Annotated in this window: 19 protein-coding genes, 1 tRNA gene and 1 pseudogene; 16 read left to right on the forward strand and 5 right to left on the reverse strand. The window is 29.5% G+C overall.

What is annotated here, in order from left to right:
* Positions 1 to 141: 141 nt before the first annotated feature.
* Both CKCE_RS01000 and CKCE_RS01005 read right to left on the reverse strand, forming a co-directional pair.
* Positions 142 to 405, reverse strand: coding sequence for a type B 50S ribosomal protein L31 (locus CKCE_RS01000; protein ID WP_015238458.1), 264 nt, complete (start codon positions 403 to 405; stop codon positions 142 to 144).
* Positions 406 to 660: 255 nt separating this feature from the next.
* Positions 661 to 736: transfer RNA gene (locus tag CKCE_RS01005), tRNA-Thr, on the reverse strand.
* A 342-nt stretch (positions 737 to 1078) separates the two neighbouring features.
* On the opposite strand from CKCE_RS01005, the gene CKCE_RS01010 reads away from it, so the two are divergent.
* The 9 genes from CKCE_RS01010 to CKCE_RS01050 all read left to right on the forward strand — a co-directional run bounded on the left by CKCE_RS01010 (position 1079) and on the right by CKCE_RS01050 (position 14198).
* Positions 1079 to 2440 carry a pseudouridine synthase gene (locus tag CKCE_RS01010; RefSeq protein WP_015238459.1) on the forward strand — a complete coding sequence of 454 codons (1362 nt, stop codon included), beginning with the start codon at positions 1079 to 1081 and terminating at the stop codon, positions 2438 to 2440.
* A 286-nt stretch (positions 2441 to 2726) separates the two neighbouring features.
* On the forward strand, positions 2727 to 3245 hold the full coding sequence (gene rimP / locus CKCE_RS01015) for a ribosome maturation factor RimP (protein WP_015238460.1): 519 nt from the start codon (positions 2727 to 2729) through the stop codon (positions 3243 to 3245).
* The gene (gene nusA, locus CKCE_RS01020) at positions 3242 to 4714 is read left to right on the forward strand and encodes a transcription termination factor NusA (protein WP_015389117.1); all 1473 of its coding nucleotides are present in this window, start codon (positions 3242 to 3244) and stop codon (positions 4712 to 4714) included. The genes rimP and nusA overlap by 4 nt, the downstream gene beginning before the upstream one ends.
* A gap of 77 nt (positions 4715 to 4791) precedes the next feature.
* Entirely contained in the window at positions 4792 to 7668 is a 2877-nt protein-coding gene (gene infB, locus CKCE_RS01025) for a translation initiation factor IF-2 (RefSeq protein WP_015238462.1), read from the forward strand.
* A 23-nt stretch (positions 7669 to 7691) separates the two neighbouring features.
* Positions 7692 to 8054, forward strand: a complete 363-nt coding sequence (rbfA, locus tag CKCE_RS01030; RefSeq protein WP_015238463.1) for a 30S ribosome-binding factor RbfA — start codon at positions 7692 to 7694, stop codon at positions 8052 to 8054.
* Positions 8055 to 8084: 30 nt separating this feature from the next.
* Positions 8085 to 8813, forward strand: coding sequence for a tRNA pseudouridine(55) synthase TruB (gene truB, locus CKCE_RS01035; protein WP_015238464.1), 729 nt, complete (start codon positions 8085 to 8087; stop codon positions 8811 to 8813).
* A 14-nt stretch (positions 8814 to 8827) separates the two neighbouring features.
* Positions 8828 to 10642 carry a translational GTPase TypA gene (gene typA / locus CKCE_RS01040; RefSeq protein WP_015238465.1) on the forward strand — a complete coding sequence of 605 codons (1815 nt, stop codon included), beginning with the start codon at positions 8828 to 8830 and terminating at the stop codon, positions 10640 to 10642.
* Between the two features lie 54 nt (positions 10643 to 10696).
* Positions 10697 to 13375: a DNA polymerase I gene (gene polA / locus CKCE_RS01045; protein ID WP_015238466.1), complete on the forward strand. Its 2679-nt coding sequence runs from the start codon at positions 10697 to 10699 to the stop codon at positions 13373 to 13375.
* Between the two features lie 28 nt (positions 13376 to 13403).
* Entirely contained in the window at positions 13404 to 14198 is a 795-nt protein-coding gene (locus CKCE_RS01050) for a ZIP family metal transporter (protein ID WP_015238467.1), read from the forward strand.
* A gap of 33 nt (positions 14199 to 14231) precedes the next feature.
* Here the strand turns inward: CKCE_RS01050 and CKCE_RS01055 are convergent, their stop codons facing one another.
* Both CKCE_RS01055 and rho read right to left on the reverse strand, forming a co-directional pair.
* Positions 14232 to 14876, reverse strand: coding sequence for an epoxyqueuosine reductase QueH (locus CKCE_RS01055; RefSeq protein WP_015238468.1), 645 nt, complete (start codon positions 14874 to 14876; stop codon positions 14232 to 14234).
* Positions 14877 to 14911: 35 nt separating this feature from the next.
* Positions 14912 to 16168 carry a transcription termination factor Rho gene (gene rho / locus CKCE_RS01060; protein WP_015238469.1) on the reverse strand — a complete coding sequence of 419 codons (1257 nt, stop codon included), beginning with the start codon at positions 16166 to 16168 and terminating at the stop codon, positions 14912 to 14914.
* A 615-nt stretch (positions 16169 to 16783) separates the two neighbouring features.
* On the opposite strand from rho, the gene CKCE_RS01065 reads away from it, so the two are divergent.
* The 7 genes from CKCE_RS01065 (at position 16784) to trmD (ending at position 23867) form a co-directional block, all read left to right on the forward strand.
* Positions 16784 to 17788 (forward strand): 2Fe-2S iron-sulfur cluster-binding protein, encoded by a 1005-nt coding sequence (locus CKCE_RS01065; protein ID WP_015238470.1) that lies wholly within the window; start codon positions 16784 to 16786, stop codon positions 17786 to 17788.
* A 27-nt stretch (positions 17789 to 17815) separates the two neighbouring features.
* Positions 17816 to 19078: a D-amino acid dehydrogenase gene (locus tag CKCE_RS01070; protein WP_015238471.1), complete on the forward strand. Its 1263-nt coding sequence runs from the start codon at positions 17816 to 17818 to the stop codon at positions 19076 to 19078.
* A gap of 184 nt (positions 19079 to 19262) precedes the next feature.
* Positions 19263 to 21896: an alanine--tRNA ligase gene (gene alaS, locus CKCE_RS01075; protein WP_015238472.1), complete on the forward strand. Its 2634-nt coding sequence runs from the start codon at positions 19263 to 19265 to the stop codon at positions 21894 to 21896.
* 8 nt (positions 21897 to 21904) lie between these two features.
* A complete protein-coding gene (locus CKCE_RS01080; protein ID WP_015238473.1) occupies positions 21905 to 22168 on the forward strand; it encodes a sulfurtransferase TusA family protein in 264 nt (87 codons plus the stop codon).
* A gap of 82 nt (positions 22169 to 22250) precedes the next feature.
* On the forward strand, positions 22251 to 22511 hold the full coding sequence (gene rpsP / locus CKCE_RS01085; RefSeq protein ID WP_015238474.1) for a 30S ribosomal protein S16: 261 nt from the start codon (positions 22251 to 22253) through the stop codon (positions 22509 to 22511).
* 13 nt (positions 22512 to 22524) lie between these two features.
* Complete coding sequence (gene rimM, locus CKCE_RS01090; RefSeq protein WP_015238475.1) at positions 22525 to 23094, forward strand: ribosome maturation factor RimM; 570 nt, start codon at positions 22525 to 22527, stop codon at positions 23092 to 23094.
* On the forward strand, positions 23094 to 23867 hold the full coding sequence (gene trmD / locus CKCE_RS01095; protein ID WP_015238476.1) for a tRNA (guanosine(37)-N1)-methyltransferase TrmD: 774 nt from the start codon (positions 23094 to 23096) through the stop codon (positions 23865 to 23867). Before rimM ends, trmD begins: the two co-directional genes overlap by 1 nt.
* A 32-nt stretch (positions 23868 to 23899) precedes the next feature.
* Here trmD and CKCE_RS01100 read toward each other — a convergent pair.
* Positions 23900 to 26777, reverse strand: a pseudogene (locus tag CKCE_RS01100) (valine--tRNA ligase).
* Between the last annotated feature and the right edge of the window lie 97 nt (positions 26778 to 26874).

The following is a 26874-nucleotide window of genomic DNA, read 5'->3' on the forward strand; positions in this document are numbered from 1 at the left end:
GGTTTATGTTGATTTTGTAATACATAATATTTGATTATAGAAAACCATTCTTAATTTTTATAAAATACTAATTAAGAAAAATTTACCTAAAATATTCAATTGTCAAATATTGATATAATTTAGGTAAACTTGTAGTATTTTTTATTGTTTGGTTTTAGGTGTAGCAGTGCGAGAGAAACGTGCTCTGAATTTTTCAACTCTGCCTGTTTCCACCAATCTAGTTTGCGCTCCTGTATAAAATGGATGAGATTTTGAAGTTACATCACATTTAAACAAAGGATATTCATTGCCTTCTATCTTAATAGATTCCCTAGTTTGTACAGTTGATCTAACTATGAGTTTATGATCAGTTTGTACATCTAGAAAAACAACATCACGATATTCTGGGTGTATATTTGGTTTCATAATAAGCTAATTCCAATCATTATGTTATAATTATCGAACAAAACAACATTGTAATGCTATTGTTTTTGTAATGCCATATTTCATTGTAGGTAACTTATATTTGATTGTTTCAATACAACTTATATTTTGTATAAAAAATAATTTTTTAGCAAATAAATAAGATGCAGGTTATAATCAGATACTATTAGATTCGTTGCATTATTCTGTAGTTACCTATATGATTGCAGTCGATAAACTTGTATATAAGAATTTATTTGGTGCCGATAAGAGGAGTCGAACCTCTGACCTTCGCATTACGAATGCGCTGCTCTACCATCTAAGCTATATCGGCAGGTTATATGTCTTATGTTGTGTTTATTCGTAAGACCCATTATTGTATAATAATGTTTATTTAGAATTAATCAATATTTTTTAATTACCTATTTACATATTTTCTTTGTATAATGTAGAATTAAACGATTATTTCTATATATTTTTTATGTTTATTCGTGATTTATGTTTTCTAACGATATGTTTTTTTTAGATAACAGTGTCAAGAATTTATTTGTGTTGAACATCTTTCTTTTATTCGATCCTGAAGTTTTCTAGTTTTATATTTTAAAATAAAATTTATTTGGGAATATCTACTGCCGTTAGTAAACCTTCCAGGAGTTTATGGTTTGGAGTTGTCTAGGTGACTAATAATAAAGTTACACCAAGCAGTATTTGTAATGGTGATAAGTTGTCAAAATCAGATTGTGAGTGCGAAGATAAAGTAAATTTATCTCGTAAAGGACGTAAACTACGTACTCCATTTAGGCGTCATAGAGACAATATTAGTGATTCTAGTGTAAATAGTGCTGCTAATGAACCTGTTAACGATGTTGATAATTTGGATTTTTCTTTTTTAGAAAAATCTGATCATATTGTTAATAAGTTAAAACAATCTTTAAGTCATGATGATATTAATCCAAAATTGCATAAAGTGCTTGCGGAATTAGGAATTGGTTCTAGAAGGGAAATGGAAGACCTTATAGTTGCTGGCAGAATATCTGTTAATGGAGCTCCAGCTCATATTGGTCAACGAGTAAAACCAAGCGACCTTATTCGTCTAAATGGGAAGTTAATTCGTAGAGCAAATATTCGTAAGTCTCCAAGAATTTTGGTATATCATAAACCTGCTGGAGAAATAGTAAGTAATAAAGACCCTCAAGGTAGAGAAAGCGTTTTTGCTAATCTTCCTAAAATGGAATTAGGAAGATGGATATCTGTTGGTAGATTAGATATCAATACTGAGGGTTTGCTCATTTTTACAACCTCAGGGGATTTAGCAAATTATTTTATGCATCCTAGATATAATTTTGAGCGTGAATATGCAGTTAGAATTGTCGGTGAACTTACTGATTTACAAAGGAAGTCTTTGAAAGAAGGGGTGTCATTAGATGATGGCATTGCCCGTTTTGAATCATTAGAATCTTTAGGTGGTGAGTCAACAAACCGCTGGTATAAGATTGTTATCAAGGAAGGTAGAAATCGAGAAGTTAGGAGAATGTTCGAAAATATAGGTATTATGGTAAGTAGGTTAATTAGAGTAAGGTATGGTGATATATCGTTACCACGTAATTTGCGTCGTGGTAATTATTATGAATTTGATGATTCATCTGTAATGGCAATTATGCTTAAGAGTGGATTTTCAAATGCAAAGGAGTTTATAAACTCTTCAAAATCTGCTAGCACTAGAGAATCTAATGTTAGGATTAATTCGCCTAAGAAAAACAAAACTGATTCTCGTCCTTTATATCAAAAAGAATCTAAAACATTAAAGAATAATAATTATGGTAATAGTTACCAAATAAATAAAAATAATAAAAATTATAAAATCAATGAAAACAATGAAAGTAGTAATATATCTAGCAATTCTTCTTCAGTTAAAAATTCTTTTCCTAAATCTAGCGCTCATAGAATTCATGATAATAAAGTTGTTCTTAAAAGAAACAACAAGATAAATTCTTTTAATAAGAATAATGATGCTTTTTCTAAAAGAAAAAAAATTTAGTTGATACAACTGTTAATCCTAATGATGATTGGCAACCTAGTAATCCAAGTGCTCATGAGTCTAATTTAGGAGTTCTTAGCAGAAAAAGAAGACATTTCAATTGATTTTTTTGTATACTTTTATACTTATAGTATAATTTTAATCAAATGTCTGTTAAAATTATCAGTCAAGCACTGATTTACCATGAATTCGTGAAATTGTTCGATTATCGTATTCAGCTTTTTTGAGCTGAACTGGTTTTTTATTTTTTATCTTTATCGGATTTTATCCATTTATAATTTTATATATGATTGATTTATTTTCTATTGCAGAAAATGCCTTACAGGGATTGTCAAGTGATTTTGAACTTGTCGATATAGAGATTCTTTCTGCTGGTGTTTTGCGGGTTACCATTGATAAAGTATCAGGCATAAGTATAGATGACTGTGAAGAAGTGTCTCGTCATTTAACTCATGTATTCGCTGTAGAAAATATTAATTATAGTAATCTTGAAGTTAGTTCTCCAGGAATAGATAGACCATTGCGCAAATTTTCTGATTTTTTGCGTTTTATTGGTGAAAGAGTTGAAATTAAATTTCATAATGCACTCAATGGTAGAAAGATTTTTAGAGGTGTTTTGTTATTAAAAAGTGATTTACCTTCTGATTATAATGTCAATGAAGTAAATTCTTGTGATATTACGTTTGGAATAAATGTAGATAGTTTGGATAATAAAAAAAATATTCAAACTATTGATTTCGTTCTTAATGATGTGGATCGAGCAAAATTGGATCCTATTCTAGATTTCAAGGGCAAATGGCGATGAGTCGTGAAATTCTTATGTTGGTCGATGCATTGGCACGTGAAAAAAATGTTACCCGTGAAGTTATTTTTTCAGCTTTAGAGGGCGCTCTTGCCTTTGCTATGAAGAAAAAATTTAAAGAAGATGTTGATATTCGTGTTTCTATAGATAGGGATACTGGTAAATATGAAGGTTTTCGTCGGTGGCTTATTGTTCCAGATGAAAATGGCTTACAGGATCCTGACAAGCAAGAAATGTTGTTAGATGCTAAGGACATAGACCCTAATATTGATGTCGGAGATTATTTGGAAGAACCCTTAGATCAGTCTGAATTTGGTAGAATTAGCGCTCAAGCTGCTAAACAGGCTATTTTACAACGAGTAAGGGATGCAGAAAAAGAGCAAATATTGAATGATTTTCTTAGTCGTGGAGAGAATGTAATATCTGGCATAATTAAGAGAATTGATAAGGGTGATGCGATAGTAGATATAGGTAGAATAGAAGCTAGGTTACCACGTTCTGAAATGATTCCTAAGGAGAATTTAAGAATGGGGGACAGGGTAAGAGCTTTGGTATTAAGAATTGATCGTAATATTCGTGGTCAAAGAGTTATCTTATCAAGAACTGCGCCTGAATTTATAAAATATTTATTTGAAAACGAAGTTCCTGAAATAGAACAAGGTTTATTGGAGATAAAAGCAGCTGCTCGTGATCCTGGGATAAGAGCTAAAATTGCAGTGGTAGCTAATGACAAACGTATAGATCCTATTGGTACTTGTGTTGGAATGAGAGGTTTGCGAGTAACAGCTGTTCGAAATGAATTAGGTGGTGAGCAAGTAGATATAGTTTTATGGTCAGATGATCCAGCGCAGTTTGTAATTGGAGCTTTGTCTCCTGCGAATGTTGAGTCTATAGTTGTAGATGAAAATAATCATTCTATGGATGTAGTTGTTGATGATGATAATTTGCCTAAAGCAATTGGAATTAAAGGCCAAAATGTTAGGCTTGCTTCAGATTTAACTGGTTGGAAAATAAATATCATGACTTCTGATGAAAGCCTGAAAAGACAGGAAACTGAAAAAATGAGATTGATATCTTATTTTGTAGATAAATTGAATATCAGTAATAGTGAAGCAGATATTTTAATTGAAAATGGATTTTCTGGTATAGAAGAAATAGCGTATGTTCCATTGCAAGAATTATTAGATATAAAATCATTTAGCGAAGATTTTGTGAATAATTTAAGATTATCAGCTAGAAATGCTTTATTAACTGAAGCGATAGTTAAGGAAGAACATTTAGGTTTGAAATCTGATTTGTTAGATATTAAAGGTATCAATAGTAATATATTGGACTCTTTAAGAGTAAATAATATTCTTAGCAAAAAAGATTTAGCAGAGTTAGATGCTGGAGAATTATCTGAAATATCTGGTTTAAATTTTAATGAGGCTAGTGAGTTGATAATGCTAGCACGTGAAGATTGGTTTAAATAATAATGTAAATTGGAATTTTGGTTTTTTTATATATATTATTTATTTTTTTATTTTAGCTATACAGGGAATATGTCTTGATGTCGATTATAACTGTAGCTCAGTTTGCTGTTGAGCTTAATATGTCTGCTGATGTGTTATTGGATCAATTAAGATCTGCTGGTGCTAGTGTTAGTTCAGTAAAAGACTTTGTTACTAATAGCGATAAAATTAAATTATTAGAATCTTTGCGTAAAGCGCATGGTATAGATAATAATGATAAAAAGATAGTTTTGACTAAAAGAGAAACTAGCGAAATTTATCAGGCTGATGCTAGGGGCAGATCAAGAACTATTCAAGTGAAGATTTTGAAAAAACGTACTTTTATTAAGAAAAATGAGAATCTTAATAAAGATTTGGAAAAGGAAAAAGTTGGAATCAATAATGATGTTATTAATAAAATAAATGAAAATGTGGGTGAATCTTCATTTAAAATTTCTGTCAGAGATACAGATTTGGTTAAGGGTGAATATTTGGATAAGGAAGATTCTCCTATAAATGTTAATGAAAATATTGGTAATTTAAAAGTTGATGCTGATAGTCTTTTAAAACCTCGAAATGAAGATACAGAGCATAAAATTTCACTAAAAAATGCTATTAATGTGCCATCAAAGGCATCTGTCAATGTTATTAGTAATAACATTGAATCTTATAATAAAGATTCAAATAAGATGGAGTCTTCTTCTAAGTCTCAAATTATGAAAAATCCTAAGAATACAATAAATAACCGCGCTGCAACTCAAAATACAATTACAAAAACAGAAAAAAAACCTGAAAAATTAATTAATGATAGGGAAGATTCAAAAAAAACTTCTGAAGCTGAAGCTGCTGCTTTGCAAGACATGTTAAATCGTCCACGCAAAGTTTCAAAAGCAACTGAAAATCCTGCTCCTAAAAATAATAAAAATACTTCTATAAAAAAAGATAATAAGAGCAGTGTTTCTTCAAAAAAGTCACCAAAATCATCTGATGTTGCTTCCTCTTGGAGTGATGAGAGTTCTCGTAGGAAAAATTTAGAAAGAGATAAGCGTTCGACATTATTAAGTGATGCTGATGGATGGAAAGTTTCTGGAATAAAAACTAACAAGTCTTCGAAAAATAATAAACAGAATTCTAATGGTTCTTTAAAAGATTCTGTTAACCAGCAACAAGAGTTTATAGCTAAAAAAATACATGTTCCTGAGACTATTACGGTTGCAGATTTAGCTCATAAAATGTCTATAAAAGCTGCGGAAGTAATAAAACATCTTATGAAACTTGGTCAAATGGTTACTATTAATCAAGTGCTAGATCAAGAGACAGCTATGATAGTTGTTGAAGACCTAGGTCATACAGCAGTTGCAGCAAAAATAGATGATCCTGAGACTTTTCTAGATGAGTCTAATGTTATTAATCAATCTGATTATATTACAAGAGCTCCTGTAGTTACTGTTATGGGCCATGTTGATCATGGCAAAACTTCTTTGCTTGACTATATAAGAAAAGCTACTATTGCAAGTAATGAAGCAGGTGGTATAACGCAACATATAGGTGCTTATAATGTAAGAACTTCTTTAGGCTCAATCACTTTCCTTGATACTCCAGGACATGAAGCTTTTGCTGCCATGAGGGCTAGAGGAGCAAAAGCTACAGACATTGTTGTTTTGGTAGTTGCTGCAGATGATGGAGTTATGCCACAAACAAAAGAAGCTATAAGCCATGTTAAATCAGCTTCTATTCCAATGATTGTTGCTCTAACAAAAGCTGATAAACAATCTGCTAATTTAGATAAAGTAAGGCAAGAACTAATATCAGAAGGTATAGTTCCAGAAGAATATGGTGGTGATATTCCCTTTATAATGGTTTCTTCTAAAACTGGTTCTGGAATAGATAGTTTGTTAGAACATATATTATTACAAGCAGAAATCTTGGAGCTTAAAGCTTCTGTAAATGTTAGTGCTAAAGGTGTTGTTATTGAAGCAAGTCTTGATAAGGGTAAAGGTCCTATTTCTACTGTTTTGATCCAAAATGGAACCTTAAAAAAAGGTGATGTTGTACTTGTAGGGGCTACATTTGGTCGTGTTAGAGCAATGTTGGATGAAAAAGGACTTGCTTTGCAAGAGGCTGGACCTTCAATTCCTGTCGAAATACATGGTCTTACAGATGTTCCTTCTGCTGGAGATATTCTAGTTTCATTAAATGATGAGCGCAAAGCCAGAGAGATTGCTTTATTTAGACAAGGTAAGTTTAGAGATTCAAAATTAGCTAAAAAACATGCCGCAAATTTTGAATCTATGTTTGATAATATGGCTGATGCTATAGAATCTAGAATTCTATCTATTATTATAAAAGCAGATGTTCAAGGTTCACAGGAAGCTTTAGCTAATTCATTGATCAAATTATCTACTGATGAAGTAAAGGTAAAGATTATTCATGCAGCTGTAGGTGGAATATCTGATAATGATGTTAATCTAGCTGTGGCTTCAAATGCTTTTATAATAGGTTTTAATGTTAAGGCAGATGCCATAGCTAAGAAGAATGCAGAGTTAAATAATGTTAGAATGAGTTATTATAATATTATTTATGATGCAATTAATGATGTTAAATCTGCTATGTCTGGTATGTTGGCTCCAGAGAAGAAAGAAGATATCATTGGTACTGTAGAAATTCGTGAAGTATATGCAATATCAAAAATTGGTAGTGTTGCTGGTTGCATGGTAACTGAAGGTATAGTAAAAAAAGATTCAAAAGTACGATTATTTAGAAATAATGTAGTGGTTTGGACCGGACAAATAGATTCTTTACGTAGATTTAAAGATGATGTGAAAGAGGTAAGATCTGGATTTGATTGTGGTATTACATTGAAAGGAAATCCAGAAATTATTCCTAATGATCAGTTAGAAATTTTTGAAATTAAAGAAATAGCTAGAACATTATAATATATTAGGAACGTTTTCTATTTATGAAAATGATTGATATTGACAAAGTGTCAAGTAGAAATACTCGTATTTCTAAACAAATTCAGAAAGATTTATCAAAAATAATTAGCCAAAAATTTACTATAAAGGAAATTGGCATTGTTACTATTTCAAAGGTAGATCTCTCGGTTGACTATGCGTATGCCAAGATATATTTTACTGTCTTTGGTGTTGATCCTAAGATAGTAGAGGAATTTTTGAATAAGAAATCAGGTTGGTTTCATTCATACATTTATAAAAGATTGCATATACATACAGTTCCAACTTTGTTATTCTTGCATGACACCCATATAGAAAAAGCTAATAATTTGTTAGATTTGATAAATAAAGCTAATAGCGATTTTTAGTTTTTTATTCAGTTTACTTTTACAATAAATATGTCCAAAAAAGTTTTTCGTAATCTTGATGGGTTTATATTACTTGATAAACCATCAGGGTTGTCAAGTAATATTGCATTGCAAAAAGTTAGGCATGCTCTTGAAGCTTCCAAGGCAGGTCATGCAGGTACATTAGATCCTTTTGCTACAGGTTTGCTTGTTTGTTGTTTAGGGAAATATACTAAGTTTTCAGCTAAATTGATTGATTCTTCTAAATCTTATATAGCAACTTTGAAATTTGGAGAAGAAACTGATAGCGGTGATTTTACCGGGAATGTTTTATCTAAATTTGAAGATAATATTTTGATGAATGAGGATTCTGTTAGAAGTATTTTGAATTCATTTATTGGTGAAATCACACAAATTCCTCCTATGTATTCTGCTATTAAATATAAAGGTATTCCATTATATAAATATGCAAGAAAAGGTATTGAGATAAATAGAGAACCAAGAAAAGTTAATATATATGATATAAAATTATTATCATTAAAAAACAACTATCTAGTTATTGAAGTTTTTTGTAGCAAAGGAACTTATATTAGAACTTTGGCCCAGGATATTGGCAGAAAATCTGGTTTTTTTGCACATTTAGTAGAATTAAGAAGGTTATCTGTAGGTCCATTTTGCATAAATCAGGCAATTAATTTAGATTCTTTGTTATTAATGGAAGAGCCAACGAATGCTATGCTTGATGAGAATAAGATATCTACAATTTTTTTTAAATTATAAAATAAGGATTTTGTATGGCTAAAGCTTTACGCAATATTGCCATAATAGCTCATGTTGATCATGGAAAGACTACTTTAGTTGATCAATTGTTACGTCAATCAGGTGTTTTTAGAAACAACCAAAATGTAACAAAGCGGGTTATGGATTCTAATGTTCTTGAAAAAGAAAGAGGAATAACAATTTTATCTAAAAATTGTTCTGTGGAATATAATGATACATATGTAAATATTATTGACACTCCTGGACATGCCGATTTCGGAGGTGAGGTCGAACGTGTATTGTCAATGGTAGAAGGTGTTTTGCTTTTAGTGGATGCTGTAGAAGGACCAATGCCACAAACAGTATTTGTGACAAGAAAGGCATTGAGTTTAGGTTTGAAACCAATAGTTGTTGTGAATAAAATTGATAAACCTGGGGCTCGTCCAGATTTTGTGATTAATGAAGTTTTTGAGTTGTTTGATCGACTTGGAGCTACAGAAGAACAATTAGATTTTCCAGTAGTATATGCTTCTGGTCTTTCTGGTTATTCAAGTAGTGATCCTGATGTGCGTTCTGGCGATATGTCATATCTATTTGAGATTATCTCTAAATATGTACCAAAACCTCAAAATGATTCAGATGGCCCTTTCCAAATGCAAATTGCTTCATTGGATTATAATTCTTATGTAGGTAAAATTGGGATTGGTAAAATTCATAGAGGTGTATTATATCCATCGATGGATGTTGCTCTTAAGATGGGTGAGTCTGGTCCAGTTTTAAAATCTCGTATTAATCAAGTTTTAAAATTTTCAGGTTTGGATAGAGTTTCTGTTGAAAAAGCTGAGGCTGGAGATATAGTTCTTATAAATGGAATAGAAGATGTAGAAATAGGAATTACTATAGCTGATCCTTTAAATATAGATGCTTTGCCTGTACTAAAAATAGATGAGCCAACACTTACTATGAATTTTATGGTAAATACTTCTCCTTTAGCAGGTAAAGAAGGTAAATTTGTTACTAGTAGGCAAATTAGAGATAGATTAGATTTAGAATTAAAATCCAATGTAGCTCTTAAAGTTCGTGAAACTGATGATGATACTGTATTTGAAGTTTCTGGGCGTGGTGAATTACATTTGACTATTTTGCTTGAAACTATGCGTCGTGAAGGATATGAATTATCAGTCTCAAGACCACGTGTTGTTTATAAGGATATTGATGGAGTAAAACATGAGCCTTTTGAAGATTTAACATTATATGTTGATGATGTTTATCAAGGTGCTGTTATGGAAGAAGTAGGTAGGCGTAAAGGTGATTTGCAAAATATGATACCTGATAATCATGGTAGAACACGTTTAGAGTATGTAATACCAGCTCGTTCACTTATAGGATTTCAGAATGATTTTATGAGTATTACTAGAGGTAGTGGCTTAATGAGCCATGTTTTTAGAGAGTATGCTCCATTTTATGAAGGTTCTTTAAGCAATAGAAGAAATGGTGTTCTTATTAGTCAATATGCTGGCGAATCTGTTGCCTATGCTTTGTGGAAATTACAGGACCGTGGAAGGATGTTTATTAAACCTGGAGAGTCTTTATATGAAGGCATGATTATAGGCGTTCATAGTAGAGATAATGATTTAGTAGTAAATCCTGTCAGAGAAAAACAATTAACTAATGTAAGAGCTTCTGGAACAGATGAAGCTATACGTTTAGTGCCTCCAATTAATTTAACTTTAGAATATGCAATAGAATTTATAGAAGATGATGAGTTAGTGGAAATAACTCCAAAATCTATACGTTTAAGAAAAAGATATTTGCAAGAACATGAAAGAAGACGTAATAGAAATGCCTAATATAAAACAATCTTAAGTGTTATATATTATTTCTTAATTATATTATAAGAATTTATGAGTGAATCTTTATTATTGGTTGATGGTTCTAGTTACTTATATAGGGCTTTTTATGCTTTACCTGAATTAAAAAATTCTAAAGGAGATCATACAGGAGCTATATATGGGATAGTGAGCATGCTAAGAAAGTTGCTTTCAAAATATGAAACCAATTATTTTGCTTGTATTTTTGATGCCCCAGGGAAAAATTTTAGGCATGATATATGTAGTTCGTATAAATCAAATCGTCCATTAATGCCTCAAGATTTAATAAATCAAATAGATAAGATTTATCAAATTATTAAAGCTCTAGGATTACCTGTTTTTAGTATAAAAGGAGTTGAGGCTGATGATGTTATTGGTACAATATCGGATTTATTCTCTAAAAAGTATGAATGTCAAGTTATTATTGCTACTGGTGATAAAGATTTAGCTCAATTAGTAAATAAGAAAGTAAAATTAATTAATACAATGAATGAAGAGGTTTTAGATGAATCTGGTGTTTTAAAAAAATTTGGTGTAAGTCCTTCTTTGATTATAGATTATTTAATGTTAATAGGCGATTCCGTTGATAATATACCTGGAGTAGCAAAAATAGGTCCAAAAACTGCATTAAAATTATTATCAGAATTTGGCTCTGTTGAAAATATTATTGCTTCTGTTGATAAAATTACAGGTGTTATTGGTAAGAATATTAGAGATTTTATCCCTAATTTTATTAATACCAGAAAACTAATTACAATAAAACGTGATTGTAATTTATCTCCTTATTTTGAAAGAATAGAAGATTTTAAAAAAAAATCTATAGATTTTAATTCTTTAAAAAATTTATATGAGAGTCTTGATTTTTCTTCTTGGTTATCTGATCTGGAATCCAAAGATAATCTATCAGGTAGTTCTTTAAAAAATACAGACGTCGAACTAAAAAAATGTATAGTGGATTCTGAAAATAATTTATCTTTGCTATTAGAAGAATTACATAAATCAAAAATTGTTACTATTGATCTTTATGGTAGTAATACATCATTATTGCAAACAATATGTTTTTTAGTTAACTCAGTAGTTTATTATATACCACTATATAATTTAGCATCAGATTCTATAAATAGAGATGATGTTATATCAAGATTAAAATTTTTTTTAGAAGATCCTAACAAATATAAAGTAACATATGATTTGAAAAAAGTATTACATCTTTTATTTAAAGAAAAGATAAATCTAAAAGGTGTAATAGATGATGTTATGTTAGCAGCTTATGTCGTAGATTCACGTAATAATGATAATTTATATAAATTGGTAGATAACTTTTTAAATTATAAATGTATTACTTATGATGAGGTATTTGGTAAAGGTTCAAAATTAAAATTAATAGAAGAAGTTTCAATAGAGGTTATTATTGATTTTTTTTCTCAAAGGGTTCTTTCTATTAGTCAGTTACATTCTTTATTTAATAATAAGCTATCTCAAGATTCAAAACTAAAAGATATTTATGATATAGAGAAAAAAATAGCTATCATTTTGCAAGTTATGGAAACCAATGGTGTAAAGATAGATCATTTGAATTTGCAAAACCAAAGTAATTTTTTAGAAAAGAAAATCATAAATTTGGAAAACGAAATATATTTATTATCTGGATGTAAGTTTAATATTAACTCTCCTAAACAATTAGGTGAGGTACTTTTTCAATTTGTTGGTCTTCCTATTATTCGTAAGACAAGTGCTGGGTTACCTTCTACAGATGAGGGTGTTCTTAGTAAACTTGCAAAAGATTTTAAACTGGCTAGATTAGTTTTAGATTACCGTACTCTTACTAAATTAAAATCTACGTATACAGATAAGCTACCAAAAATGATAAATATAGAAACTGGTAGGTTACATACTACTTATTCTCAAGTTTCTGTGATTACAGGTAGATTGTCTTCCTTTGATCCTAATTTACAGAATATTCCTGTTCGTACAGAAGAGGGCAAATTAATTAGAGAAGCTTTTATAGCTGAAAATAATAATATATTAATTTCAGCTGATTACTCCCAAATAGAACTTAGAGTAATGGCTCATGTTTCAAAAGATTATAATCTGCAACTGGCTTTTCAAGAAGGTAAAGATGTTCATATATTTACAGCATCTGAGATATTTGGTATTTCTGTTGATAATGTTTCTGAAGAACAAAGAAGAATAGCTAAAACTATTAATTTTGGATTAATTTATGGTATGAGTGCTTTTGGTCTTGCATCTAATCTAAATATTGATCGTGTATCAGCACAGAATTATATTAATAGATATTTTGACCGTTATCCTGGAGTATTAAATTATATTAATTTAATTAAAGAAAAATATAATGACTTGGGATATGTAGAAACTGTATTTGGAAGAAGATTATATATTTCATCTTTATCTAATAAATCTTTTAGTAACAGACAAGCTACAGATAGAGCAGCTATCAATGCCCCTATACAGGGTACAGCAGCAGATTTAATCAAGAAAGCTATGATTTCAGTCCAAGATTGGATATCCAGTGAGAATTTAAATTCTAAATTAGTTATGCAGGTGCATGATGAATTGGTTTTAGAAGTTGTGGACTCAGAATTTTTAATTGTGAAAGATATGTTGCCTACTTTGATGTGTAAAGTTGCTGAATTTAATGTTCCTTTAATAGTTGATTTAGGTGTTGGTTATAATTGGTCAGAAGCTCACTAATTTGTTAATTATTTTATAAGATCTATTTATGATATTTTTCTATATTTTGATTTCTACCTTTTCTAGTGGTTTAATTGCTGTTGGCATAGCAAATTGGTTAACATATAATTTTTTTTCTAAATATCTTGATAGTATTGTTAGCATATCAGTAGGTATTTTTTTATCAGTAGCTTTTTTGCATTTATTGCCTGAAGCTTATGATCATTTAAATAATAACGCTAATATTATTTTTATTACTATGTTGGTATCAATAATATGTTTTGTAATTTTAGAAAAAGTATCATTGTTGAGACATAATCATCATTATGAAGGTGATGGTCATCTTCATGGAAATGGTCATGATAAAACTGAGGCTGGCAGCGGTGGTATTATTATATTGATAGGCAGTTCATTGCATAATTTTTCTGATGGTATAGTGATTGCTGCTTCTTTTCTAACATATCCACTGCTTGGTATTATCACATCTTTATCGATTACAGTTCATGAGGTTCCTCATAAATTATGTGATTTTGTTGTTTTAAGAAATTCTGGAATTAATAGATCTAAGGCACTCATAATGATTCTAATTTCTAGTTTTTGTTCATCAATTGGAGGATTCATTGGGTATTTTATTTTGCATTCTGCAAGGCAATTCACACCTTTTGCTTTAGTGATTGCTGCTAGTAGTTTTATATACATAGCTATATCTGACCTTATTCCTCAGATGCATGAACATACTGATAAAAAGAATTTTACAAGTCATTTAATTGAATTATCATTGATTTTTATAGGTATATTATTTATATTTTACTTAACAAAGGTAAGTCATTGTTACCATTGTTAATTTGTAATATTTTATTTTGTGGAAAGTGTGATTCTAATTTTTATAAAATTTTTCACCTATTTTTATTCTATCAAATCCATGTTCTCTTCTTGCTTTATTAGTATCTCTTAATGAGTAGACACAACCACAATATTCTTGCTGATAGAATTGTTCTCTTTTGCTTATAAATATCATTCTTTGTGATCCACCTTTTTTTCGCCAATTATAGTCCCAATAGGTTATGTTATATCTAGATGCTGCTTGTATCCCTGATCTATTTATCTGATTAAAATCTTTCCAACGTGAAATTCCAAGAGAACTAGTAATGGTATCAAAACCATGTTCATAAGCATATAAGGCTGTTCTTTCAAAACGCATATCAAAACATACTGTGCAACGCTCGCCTCTTTCTGGAGAATTTTCTAATCCCTTAACTCTTAGAAACCAATTGTCGGTATCATAGTCAGAATCTATAATTTCTATATTATATTTATTAGCTATTCTTATATTCTCTTGCTTTCTAATTTCATATTCTTTTTTTGGATGTATATTTGGATTATAAAAAAATATTGAATATTTTATATTTGCCTCAATCATTGCTTCCATTACTTCACATGAACATGGAGCACAACATGAATGCAACAAAACTTTCTTACAGTTTGATGGTAAACTAACTATGGGTCTTGGTATAAATTCCATAAATCTTTTTATATTATATTTATAATGTGATGTTTTTATTTTTTCATCATTTCGAAAAAATCTAAATTTGTTTTTGTGGAGCGCATTTTATCTAGAATAAACTCTATTGCTTCTATATCATCCATATCATGAATAAATTTTCTTAGCACCCATATTTTTTGTAGTATATCTTGCTTAACTAAGAGTTCTTCTCTTCTTGTACCTGATTTATTTAAATTTATAGCTGGGTAAACTCTTTTTTCAGCCATTCTTCTTTCTAAATGAATTTCAGCATTACCAGTACCTTTAAATTCTTCATAGATTACTTCATCCATTCTACTTCCGGTATCTATTAATGCTGTTCCTAAGATAGTTAAAGATCCACCTTCTTCTATATTTCTAGCCGCCCCAAAAAATCTTTTTGGCCTGTGTAGAGCATTGGCATCTATACCGCCTGTAAGTACTTTTCCTGAAGAAGGTATAACAGTATTATATGCTCTGGCTAACCTAGTAATAGAATCTAGCAGTATAATTACATCTTTTTTCATTTCTACAAGTCTTTTTGCTTTTTCAATTACCATTTCAGCGACTTGTACATGTCTATTTGCAGGTTCATCAAACGTTGATGCTACCACTTCACCCCTTACTGTACGTTGCATTTCCGTTACTTCTTCAGGCCTTTCATCTACTAATAAGACTATTAAAGTTGCTTCTGGCATATTTGATGCAATAGCATGTGCTATATGTTGCATCATTATAGTTTTTCCAGATTTAGGACTTGCTACTATCAATCCTCTTTGTCCTTTACCTATAGGTGAGAATACATCTAGTATTCTTCCTGTAAGATTTTCTTCACTTCTGATTTCTCTTTCTAATTTTATATTGTGACAAGGATGAAGTGGTGTAAGATTTTCAAACATAATTCTATGTTTTACAACTTCTGGTAATACACCATTAACTTTTTCAACTTTAACCAATGCAAAATATCTTTCACCTTCTTTTGGTGTTCTTACTTCACCTTCAATAGAATCACCAGTATGTAAGTTCATTCTTCTAATTTGAGAAGGGGATATATATATATCATCTGTACTGGCTAAGTATGATGTTTCTGGTGACCTTAGGAATCCAAAACCATCTGGAAGTACTTCTAATACTCCATCTCCAAAAATTTGTTCACCTTGTTTTGCTCTTTTCTTCATTATAGCAAACATTAATTCTTGTTTTCGTAGACGATTGGCATTATCAATTTCTAAATTAGAAGCCATTTCTAATAGCTGTGATACATGCAAAGTCTTTAGTTCATTTAAATGCATTTTTTTTGATTATTTGAATGTTTTTCTCTGATTTTTTATTTATTTTCATAAAAAACTTGAATTCTTTATGCTTAATATTAATAACAAATAAAAGAGTCTGAGATTGATTTTTAATAAGAATATTTTTGGTTATTAAGTTTTTTGACTTGCTTAGATTTATATAAAAATCTATAAAACTACATAATTCAATATATTTTTGATATTACTCATGTTTAATAAAAGTTTATCAGTATTTTATTCATAGTCAATAATTTACTATTATAAATTTCAAAACTTATTTAATGCTCTATTATACTTATATATAATAAAAAATAGGGATTTTAATCAGTAAATAACTTGTATTCCATCATAATAATGATCAAATATAACATCAACATTACTGTTGTTTTATGTTAATAAGATTTAATTGTGAAATATTATTATATTACTATAATGATCTATTCTTTTTATTTACTTAGTTGTTTTTTTATTGGCATTAATAAAATGTTAGTTGATTACCTATATTCTATGTGTAAGTTCTGGCTATGGGTTTAGATTCAGATCAATATTATTAGCATTAATATTAATTCTTAAGATGTTTATAATTATTGTATATTTTACAGTGAGTTTTATAGCATGAGCTTTCATATTTCGATAAAACCTGGTACAGAATATTTGATGGTAAAAAACAATCAATCTATTCTAGAGGCCGCTAAGGAGAAGCAAATTGCTTTGCCACATAGTTGTAGTAATGGAAAATGTGCTAAATGCAAATGTAAAGTTTTATCTGGGTCTTTTGAAATATCTAATTATTCTAATAAGGCATTAACTGATCAAGAAAAATCAAATAACATCATTTTAACATGTAAAACGTATCCATTATCAGATATGGTTATACAATATGATCATTTAATTGATAAATCTCCATCTTTTAAAACTATAGGAAGGGTAATTTCTATAGAAAGAAAGACTGTTGATGTAATAATTCTTAAAATAAAAATCTCATTCGGAGAGCGATTTTTATTTAAACCAGGGCAGTATGTCGATTTTCTATTAAAAAATGGGGAAAAACGCAGTTATTCTATAGCAAATTCTCCTTTTATAGATCAATATTTAGAGTTTCATATCAAACATTTTTTCGGTGGACTTTTTACTGATCAGTTATTTGGATTAACTAATATTCATTTGAAAGAAGATGATATTCTTCGTTTAGAAGGGCCTTTTGGTAGTTTTATTCTTCAAGAAAAATCAAAGAATCCAATTATTTTTTTAGCAAGTGGAACAGGTTTTGCTCCAATAAAATCAATGATGGAATATATAATAAGAGAAAATATTTTTTCTCAACCTATATATTTGTATTGGGGAGCTAGAAAATTATCAGACATATATATGAATGATTTAGCAAAGTCGTGGGAGTCTTTGATTGTAAATTTTAAATACAGACCTGTTTTAATAAATGAAATATCGGAGTCTATGGTTAATATTCCTGAATATGTTATGAAAGATTTTAAAGACTTATCATCTTTTCAAATATATGCATGTGGTTCTAATATCATGATCGAATCTGCAAAGAGAGATTTTATTACGAAATGTAGATTACCTGTAAATAAATTTTATTCAGATGCATTTATTTCAACCTAAATATTTTATTAGGAGAGTTTCTTTTGTATGAAAGTAGCTATATTAGGTAGTGGGATTCATGGCATATCTAGTGCATGGTGGATATCTCAATCGGGAATTGCTAATGAGATAGTAGTTATCGATAGGCTTTCTAAGCCTGCTTTAGATACTAGCTTTGCTAATGGAGGTCAAATTTCTGTTTCTTATGCAGAACCTTGGGCAAACTTTAATAATTTATTACTATCGCTAAATTGGATTCTGAGAAAGCGTAGCCCTATAACTTTTAGACCTAGTCTTGATGTTAATCAGTGGAAATGGTTTTTATGCTTTATGAAAGAATGTATGCCTAATAATGTTATTCGCAATATGGAATATATGATTAATTTGGCAAAATATAGTAGAGACGTTCTTAAAAATGTTCGTAATGAATTAAATATAGAATATGATTTTCTTGATAAAGGTATTTTGAGTTTTTATACTGATAAAAATGAGTTTCATAAAGCTCAAAAAACTGCTGATATTATGAGAAAAATGGGAGTACATAGAAAGTCATTATCTGTTGATGAGATTATTAATATTGAGCCAGCTTTATCTAGTATTAAAGATAGTTTAGTTGGTGGTTATTTTACAGAAGATGATGAAAGTGGTGACGCATGTAAATTTACACAATCATTAGCAGACCTGTGTTCAGAAAGATCAGTGCAATTTAAATATAACCACAACATAAATAAGCTTATATATAATAATGGTAGAATCACTAGTGTTGAGTTAATAGATCAAGATGGATATTTCAAAAATATAGATGCTGATATATTTTTGGTTACTTTGGGTAGTTATAGCCCAATTTTATTAAAACCATTAGGTATTAAGCTTAATATTTATCCAGCTAAGGGTTATTCGGCTACTTTTCCTGTCAAAAATAAAGAAAAAGCTCCATATGTTAGTTTGATAGACAATGCTGATAAGTTAGTTTTTTCTCGTTTAGGCGATCGTATGCGTATAGCTGGTTCAGTAGATTTCTCAGGTTATTCTAGATCTTTAAATAATATTGATTGCAATTTGCTATTAGAAAAAGCAATGGAGATGTTTCCTAATTCGTTAGATTTTGAAAATGTTTCTTATTGGTCAGGATTAAGGCCAGCTACTCCATCTAATGTTCCTATTGTAGGGAAAACCAAAATTGATAATTTATATATAAATTCTGGTCATGGACCTTTAGGATGGACTATGGGAATGGGTTCGGGTAAAGCTATAGCAGATATAATAAATGGTAAAAAACCTAATTTTAAATTTCCATTTTTAGGCATATAATATATTAAAATGGTACTTTGCAATAAAAATATTATGATTTTGAGTCAGTTGTTTATTATATATTTAATATGAACAATTTGGGTTATGTTTTATTTTTATTATTCTTATTGAGTTATTATTAAAAGTGAGTTTTCAGTTTTATTCTATGGCTTAATTAATTTTTCTTAATATTTTTATTTTTTTAATGAAAACATCAGAAATCAGGTCTAAATTTTTAAAATTTTTCGAATCAAAAAATCATGTCATTTTGCCTTCTTCTTCTTTAGTGCCAGTTGATGACCCAACTTTATTGTTTACAAATTCAGGAATGGTGCAGTTTAAAGATATTTTTTCTGGAAAAGAGCAAGCTAGTTACAAGAGGATAGTTACTGCTCAACGTTGTTTTAGAGCAGGCGGTAAACATAATGATCTTGAAAATGTTGGTTATACAGCTAGACATCATACATTTTTTGAAATGCTAGGTAATTTTAGTTTTGGTGATTATTTTAAACGTGATGCAATTCATTATGCATGGGAGTTGCTTACAAAAGTATATAATATACCATCTCATAAATTATTTATAACTGTTTATCATGATGATGATGAGGCATATGATATTTGGCATAGTGAAATAGGTGTTCCTAGTAGTTTGATATCCAGGATTGGAGATAATAAAGGATCAAAATTTGCATCTGATAATTTCTGGCAAATGTCAGATACTGGTCCTTGTGGACCTTGTTCAGAAATTTTTTATGATCATGGTCAACATTTTCATGGGGACCCTCCTGGTCTTGGAAACATAGAAGGTGATAGGTATGTGGAAATATGGAATCTAGTTTTCATGCAATTTTATATAGATAAGGCACAAAATATTTCTCGTTTGCAGGTTCCATGTATAGATACTGGAATGGGTTTAGAAAGAATTGCAGCAGTTTTACAAAATGTTCATTCAAATTATGATACAGATTCCTTTAAAAAATTAATATTTGCAACTGCTTCAAAAATTGGTATTAAAAATTATTCTGATAATTCATTGAAAGTAATTTCTGATCATTTACGTGCATCTGTTTTTTTGATTGTTGATGGAGTATTACCAAGCAATGATGGTCGTGGTTATGTATTAAGGCGAATTATAAGAAGAGCTTTAAGACATTCTTATAAATTAGGACATTCTGGTTCTTTTCTGTATAAACTTGTTCCTGATCTTATTTTAGAAATGAGTGATGCTTATCCAGAGATAAGTAAAAAATCAGATTATATTTCTAAAATAATTTTACAAGAGGAAGACCGTTTTGGTGATACTCTTATTCATGGTATGAAGATATTAAATTCTGCTATTTCTAAAGTTGAACATGGAAATCAATTAGATGATGATATTGTATTTTCTTTATATGATACTTATGGGTTTCCTATAGATTTAACAGCAGATGTATGTAGAGAAAAAGGTATTTCAATTGATTTGAATTCTTTTGATAAACATATGAATTCTCAACGCAATAAAGCTAGATCATCAGGTAAATTCAAATCAAATATTTATAGTTTGGATTGTAGTAATTTTGTTTCTGAATTTTATGGTTACGAAAACCATAAATTAGAGAATTCAAAAATACTAGCTATTTATGTAAATGGGGCTATTGTAAATAAGATTGATAATAGCCAAGAGAAAGTTTGTATTATTTTAGATAAAACGCCATTTTATGCAGAATTGGGTGGTCAAGTAGGAGATACTGGAGTATTAAGAAGTAATGATGCTGTTTTCATAGTTAATAATACATTCCTTGGAAATACGAATGTATTTGTTCATAGTGGCATGTTACAGAATGGCATATTGCAAGTTGGCGATATAGTATCTTCCTGTGTTGATAGAACAAGGCGTTTAAATATTTCTAAAAATCATTCTGCAACACATTTGATGCATTTTGCTCTTAGAGAAATCTTAGGTTCACATGTTCATCAAAAAGGGTCTTTAGTAGATGATGAGAGAATTAGATTCGATTTTACCAATGATTATCCACTATCTTGTTCACAAATATCTCAAATAGAAGAATTAGTTAATTATTATATTGTTTTAAATAGTGATGTTATTACAGATATAATTCCATATGAAAAAGCTATAAGTAGTGGGGCTATAGCTTTATTTAATGAAAAATATTCTAGTAAAGTGAGAGTTGTTTCTATAGGACCTTCTATTGAATTATGCGGTGGAACCCATGTGGTGAAAACTGGTGATATTGGTTTTTTTAAAATTACTACTGAGAGTTCTATATCTAATGGGGTAAGAAGAATAGAAGCATGTACTGCATTAAAAGCGGTAAATTTTGTTAGTAAACAAAGTTCACTTTTGTATGATATCGCAAAAATATTTAATTCTAGCAATGATGAATTATTAGATCGCATATCACAATATAAAAATTATGTTAAACATAAGGAAAAGGAAAATCTTTTTTTGCGTAAAAAATTGGCATCTAGTATTGTAGAATATATTTGTATGGATAATATTGATAATCAAGATGAGATAAAACTTGTATCTTATTTTTTTGCAGATCTTGATCAGTCTATATTATTAGATATTATGGATTTTATGAAAAATAGATTTAAAAAAGTAATAGTTGTCTTAGGCACTAATGACTTATCTAGTAATAAGGGGATTTTAGTTTGTGGTGTTTCTAACAGTATTATAGAAATTATAGAAGCTCGTGAGATAATGAATTTTTTTGCATCTTGTGTTCAAGGCAAAGGTGGTGGACGTGCAAATACTGCTACTGGAAGTACTAATGATGCTAAATTGTTGCCTGATGGCATTGAAAATACAAAAAAATGGATATTGAGTAGGATTTGATAGTTGCCATGAATATTGAAGAAAGTAAAGATATAGAATTTGATTCTTATATTGATGCAAGAGGTCTTAATTGCCCATTACCTATATTAAAGACAAAAAAAGCTTTATCAGAAATGGAAAGTGGGCAAATTTTGCGTATAATAACTACAGATGTTAATGCAGATTCTGATTTTAATATTTTTTCCAAACAAACTGGAAACAATATTATTATGCAGCGTAAGTGTTTTATAGAAGCTTTGGAAGTTACAGAGCATTTTTTACAAAAAAGATAAATTTTATTTTGCAAATTTGTCTGAATGATTGTTAAAATTACAAGCTATTTTTATAGTTAAATTAATTAGGATTTAAATTGTTATGGTAGTTATTCGTTTAGCTCGTGGTGGATCAAAAAAAAGGCCTTTTTATAGTTTAGTTGCTACAGATTCTAGAAATCGTAGAGATGGTAGATTTATTGAACGTTTAGGTTTTTATAATCCTGTTGCTGTTGAAGGTTCTGATCAAGTTAGAATTTCATTAGATAGGATTAAGTATTGGAAAGATAATGGTGCAGAACTATCTTCTGTTGTTTCAAGATTGGTAAAAGAATATTCCAAAAAACAGACCTCAGGTCTCTAACATAGAGTCATTGATGTTTGATAATTCTGTTCCCAGTGATTTGATAGAACTTGCTAAAGTTGTATCTTCATATGGTGTTAGGGGTTCATTAAAGGTTTATCCATATTCAGATAACAAAGAAACTTTGTTATCTGTTTTTGATTGGTGGTTATCTTTTTGCAATTGCCAAGCTAAACAATGTCAATGTAATCCTATATATAAACATTATGAGATAACTAGTTCTAAAAATTATAATAATTTTGTTATAGTAAATATATTAGGTATAAATACAAGAGAGGAGTCAGATAAACTTCGTAATAGTAGAATTTATGTGTCTAGAAGTTTATTTCCAAAACCACAAGAAGATGAGTATTATTGGGTTGATTTGATAGGATGTAAGTTATATGGAATTTCAAATTGTGATTCTATTTTTCTTGGTACGGTGACTGATATTTTTGAAAATGGTGCTCATCCTATATTACGTGTTTTAAATACTAATGAAGATAAACACAAAGAAATATTAATTCCTTTTGTTAAATTTTATATAGATAGAATAGACTTATTGAATCATGAAATTTTTACTAGCTGGTCATTAGAATATTAATGTATTTAGATATTATAACTTTGTTTCCTGAGATATTTAGTATTGTAAATAATATGGGAGTTATAGGAAGATCCTGCAAAAATAATATATGTAATATTCATACTTGGAATCCTAGGGATTTCTCTGATAGTAAAAGAAAGAATATAGATGATAGACCATATGGTGGTGGTCCTGGTATGGTTATGACGCCAATTCCATTGGAAAATACTTTAAATGCTATAAATAAGAAACGCAATTTAAATGGCTTACATTCATCACCGGTTATTTTGTTAACTCCGATAGGTAGTGTTTTCACTCAAAAAAATGCAGAAAAACTTTCGACAACTGATGGGTTTGTTATAATTTGTGGTCGCTATGAGGGTATAGATAAAAGGTTTATAGATCGCTTTGTTACTGATGAAATATCGATTGGTGATTTTATAATATCAGGAGGAGAAATAGCTGCGCTTGCTTTAATTGATTCTGTTATAAGACTTTTACCTGGAACCCTTAATAATAAAGATTCAATTTTATATGAATCTTTCAGTGATGCTAATGATGGATTATTAGAACCATATAGTTATACACGTCCTTATGATTATAATGGTGAGTATGTCCCAGATGTTCTTATAAATGGAGACCATCAAAAAATAAATATATGGCGTAGACAAAAAGCTTTAGAAATCACTATGTTGCGTCGTCCTGATTTAATTGAAAAAGCACGTCATAATGGATTGTTATCTTGCGATGATGAGAAAGTAATATTAAATTTTTTGTTAAAAAAAGGATTATAATTAAATTGCTAGAATTATAATCCTTTTATAATTTATGTATAATGTTTTTTTATTTTATCAATTTGACTGCTAACATTATTAATAGTCAATTGAAATTTTTCTAGTCTATTTTTTTCTTGATCTATAATATGTTCAGGAGCATTTTTCATAAAATTACTATTTTGCAATTTTAGATTACATTTATCAATTTCCTCCATTAGCTTTTTTTGTTCTTTTTCTAATCTCAATAATTCCAAATTAATATCTATTTTTATGTCTAACATCAAATATGTTTCGCCTACTATTTGCACAGGAGCTTCTAATTTAGGGATATCATTTACTATATCTATACTTTTTAGCTTTGCAAAATGCATTATATAAGGTGAATTGCGTTTTAATTTTGTAATATTTCCTTTTGCTAATAAAGGAATTTTATCAGCAGGGGATAGATTCATTGCTCCTCTTAGTGTCCTTACTGCATCAATTTGTGATTTGAGTTCAATAAAATCTTTTTCTATTGCTAAATTTATTTTATTTCTGTTTTCTTTTGGATATTCTTGTGTAGAAATACTTATAAACACATTTTTATTATGATAATCATTGAAAAATAACGATACTTTTTGCCATAATTCCTCTGTAATAAAAGGTATAATTGGATGTGCTAATCTTAATACTTCTTCTAAGACAATCAATAATATTTTTTTAGTGCTACTTTGTTCTTTTTCTGAAAATTGTTTTATTTGTACTTTTGCTATTTCTAAATACCAATCACAAAACTCATCCCAAAAAAAATTTGTAGATAGCGTTAGCTACATTATCAAATCGATATTCATCATATGCATGTTTTACTTCTATAATAGTATTTTGTAATCTTGAAATAATCCATTGGTCAGCAAAAGAAAAGTGCGTATTATTATCTATATCATTCTTTGATATTTTGTAATCCTCTTCTACATTTAATAATACAAATCTTGTTGCGTTCCATAATTTATTACAGAAGTTTCTATAGCCCTCACATCGCTTTATATCAAAGTTTATATCACGACCTAAAGTTGCATAAGATGACATTGTGAATCTTAATGCATCTGTTCCTACTCCTTTGATGCCTTCTGGAAACTGTTTTTTAGTAAGTTGTTTTATTTTTTCAGCATGTTTAGGATTTAATAAGCCTGAAGTTCTTTTTTGCACTAAACTTTCTATTTCTATGCCATCTATCAGATCTAGTGGATCTAAAGTATTACCCTTAGATTTGCTCATTTTCTTGCCTTCAGAATCTCGTATTAATCCATGGACATATATATTTTTGAATGGTATTTTTCCAGTCATATGTTTTGTAAGCATTACCATTCGAGCAACCCAAAAAAATATAATATCAAAACCAGTTACTAATACGTTTGAAGGTAGATATTTTTGCATATCACTTGTTTCATTAGGCCATCCCATAGTAGTAAAAGGAATCAATCCAGAAGAAAACCATGTATCTAGTACATCTTCATCTCGTTTTAGAACGCCCTTCACACCAGCTAGAGATGCTTTTTGATAAGCTTCTTGTTCATTGTGAGCTACAAATATTTGGCCGTCTTCTGAATACCATGCTGGAATTTGATGACCCCACCATAGCTGTCTTGATATACACCAATCTTGTATGTTTACTAACCATTGTTTATAAGTGTTTTTCCAATTATCTGGGTAGAACTTTATTTCTTCTTTTTCTATAACTTCTAGAGCTATCTCGGAAAGACTCTTACCGGGATTTATGCTGCTGTCTGGGGCTAACTTAGTAGTAGATACAAACCATTGATCAGTCAACATAGGTTCTAAGACAACTCCAGTTCTATCTCCCACTGGCTGGACAATTTTGTGAGGTTCAGTTTTTATCAAAAAATTTGTATTATCTAAATTTTTTATTACTAACTCTCTTGCTTGATAGCGTTCTAATCCTTGAAATTTTTCAGGAACATTCTCATTTAGATGTGCATCTTTAGTAAAAATTGAAATTAATGGCAAATTATTTCTAATTGCACACTGGTAATCATTGAAATCATGAGCTGCAGTTATTTTTACACAACCAGTTCCAAAATTTATATCAACAAAATCATCTGATATAACTGGAATTTTTCTATTAGTAAGAGGAATATAAACATTTTTTCCTACTAAATGTTTATATCTATCATCATCAGGATGGACACATATAGCATTATCTGCAAATATTGTTTCTGGGCGAGTTGTAGCTATAACTAAATAGTTAGAATTGTCTTCATTCTGTTCTTCTATGTTATATTTTATATACCACATAAAAGAATCTACTTCTTCCATTTCAACTTCTAAATCTGATACAGCTGTAAGAAGTTTTGGGTCCCAATTGACTAATTTTTTTCCTCTATATATTAAACCTTGTTCATAGAGTCTTATGAAAGTCTCTATAACTCCAATAGACATGTTTTCGTCCATTGTAAAATATTCACGATCCCAATTTGCAGAAATTCCAAGGCGTTTTATTTGATCAGTAATAATATTTCCAGATTTTTCTTTCCATTTCCATATTTCTTTAATAAATCTTTCTTTACCTATGGCATATTTAGATGTATTTTCCTTTTCTAATTGTCGTTCTACCACTAGTTGTGTTGCTATTCCAGCATGATCCGTACCTGGAACGAAAATAGTATTTTTTCCTAACATCCTATTATATCTTATTAAACAATCCATTATGGTTTGGTTAAAAGCATGACCCATATGTAGAGTTCCAGTCACATTAGGAGGAGGGAATTGTATAGAATAGTTATCTTGTGGTTTATTTAGTCTACCTAAGTTATTCTTTTCTTCAAAACATCCATTTCTATACCATTCTCTATACCATTTATTTTCTATTTCTGATGGTTCAAAACTTTTATGTATATTATTCTTAATATTTTTTTCTGATTCTGTAATCATTGAATATAATTCCGATAATGCTTATTTCAACTTAAAATGTGTATAATAATTAGACCTTATATTATATAGGTTTAACTAATATTTTAATAATTTTAAT

Source organism: Candidatus Kinetoplastibacterium crithidii (ex Angomonas deanei ATCC 30255) (assembly GCF_000319225.1).
In the GTDB taxonomy this organism is placed as follows: Bacteria; Pseudomonadota; Gammaproteobacteria; order Burkholderiales; family Burkholderiaceae_B; genus Kinetoplastidibacterium; species Kinetoplastidibacterium crithidii_B.

What these genes read in the sequence shown, in the direction of transcription:
- CKCE_RS01050 (WP_015238467.1), top strand. Translation starts at nt 13,404, where the DNA reads ATGATATTTTTCTATATTTTGATTTCTACCTTTTCTAGTGGTTTAATT.
- alaS (WP_015238472.1), top strand. Translation starts at nt 19,263, where the DNA reads ATGAAAACATCAGAAATCAGGTCTAAATTTTTAAAATTTTTCGAATCA.
- trmD (WP_015238476.1), top strand. Translation starts at nt 23,094, where the DNA reads ATGTATTTAGATATTATAACTTTGTTTCCTGAGATATTTAGTATTGTA.
- truB (WP_015238464.1), top strand. Translation starts at nt 8,085, where the DNA reads ATGTCCAAAAAAGTTTTTCGTAATCTTGATGGGTTTATATTACTTGAT.
- rimM (WP_015238475.1), top strand. Translation starts at nt 22,525, where the DNA reads ATGTTTGATAATTCTGTTCCCAGTGATTTGATAGAACTTGCTAAAGTT.
- nusA (WP_015389117.1), top strand. Translation starts at nt 3,242, where the DNA reads ATGAGTCGTGAAATTCTTATGTTGGTCGATGCATTGGCACGTGAAAAA.
- rho (WP_015238469.1), bottom strand. Translation starts at nt 16,168, where the DNA reads ATGCATTTAAATGAACTAAAGACTTTGCATGTATCACAGCTATTAGAA.
- CKCE_RS01080 (WP_015238473.1), top strand. Translation starts at nt 21,905, where the DNA reads ATGAATATTGAAGAAAGTAAAGATATAGAATTTGATTCTTATATTGAT.
- infB (WP_015238462.1), top strand. Translation starts at nt 4,792, where the DNA reads ATGTCGATTATAACTGTAGCTCAGTTTGCTGTTGAGCTTAATATGTCT.
- rimP (WP_015238460.1), top strand. Translation starts at nt 2,727, where the DNA reads ATGATTGATTTATTTTCTATTGCAGAAAATGCCTTACAGGGATTGTCA.
- rpsP (WP_015238474.1), top strand. Translation starts at nt 22,251, where the DNA reads ATGGTAGTTATTCGTTTAGCTCGTGGTGGATCAAAAAAAAGGCCTTTT.
- CKCE_RS01065 (WP_015238470.1), top strand. Translation starts at nt 16,784, where the DNA reads ATGAGCTTTCATATTTCGATAAAACCTGGTACAGAATATTTGATGGTA.
- typA (WP_015238465.1), top strand. Translation starts at nt 8,828, where the DNA reads ATGGCTAAAGCTTTACGCAATATTGCCATAATAGCTCATGTTGATCAT.
- rbfA (WP_015238463.1), top strand. Translation starts at nt 7,692, where the DNA reads ATGAAAATGATTGATATTGACAAAGTGTCAAGTAGAAATACTCGTATT.
- CKCE_RS01055 (WP_015238468.1), bottom strand. Translation starts at nt 14,876, where the DNA reads ATGGAATTTATACCAAGACCCATAGTTAGTTTACCATCAAACTGTAAG.
- polA (WP_015238466.1), top strand. Translation starts at nt 10,697, where the DNA reads ATGAGTGAATCTTTATTATTGGTTGATGGTTCTAGTTACTTATATAGG.
- CKCE_RS01070 (WP_015238471.1), top strand. Translation starts at nt 17,816, where the DNA reads ATGAAAGTAGCTATATTAGGTAGTGGGATTCATGGCATATCTAGTGCA.
- CKCE_RS01000 (WP_015238458.1), bottom strand. Translation starts at nt 405, where the DNA reads ATGAAACCAAATATACACCCAGAATATCGTGATGTTGTTTTTCTAGAT.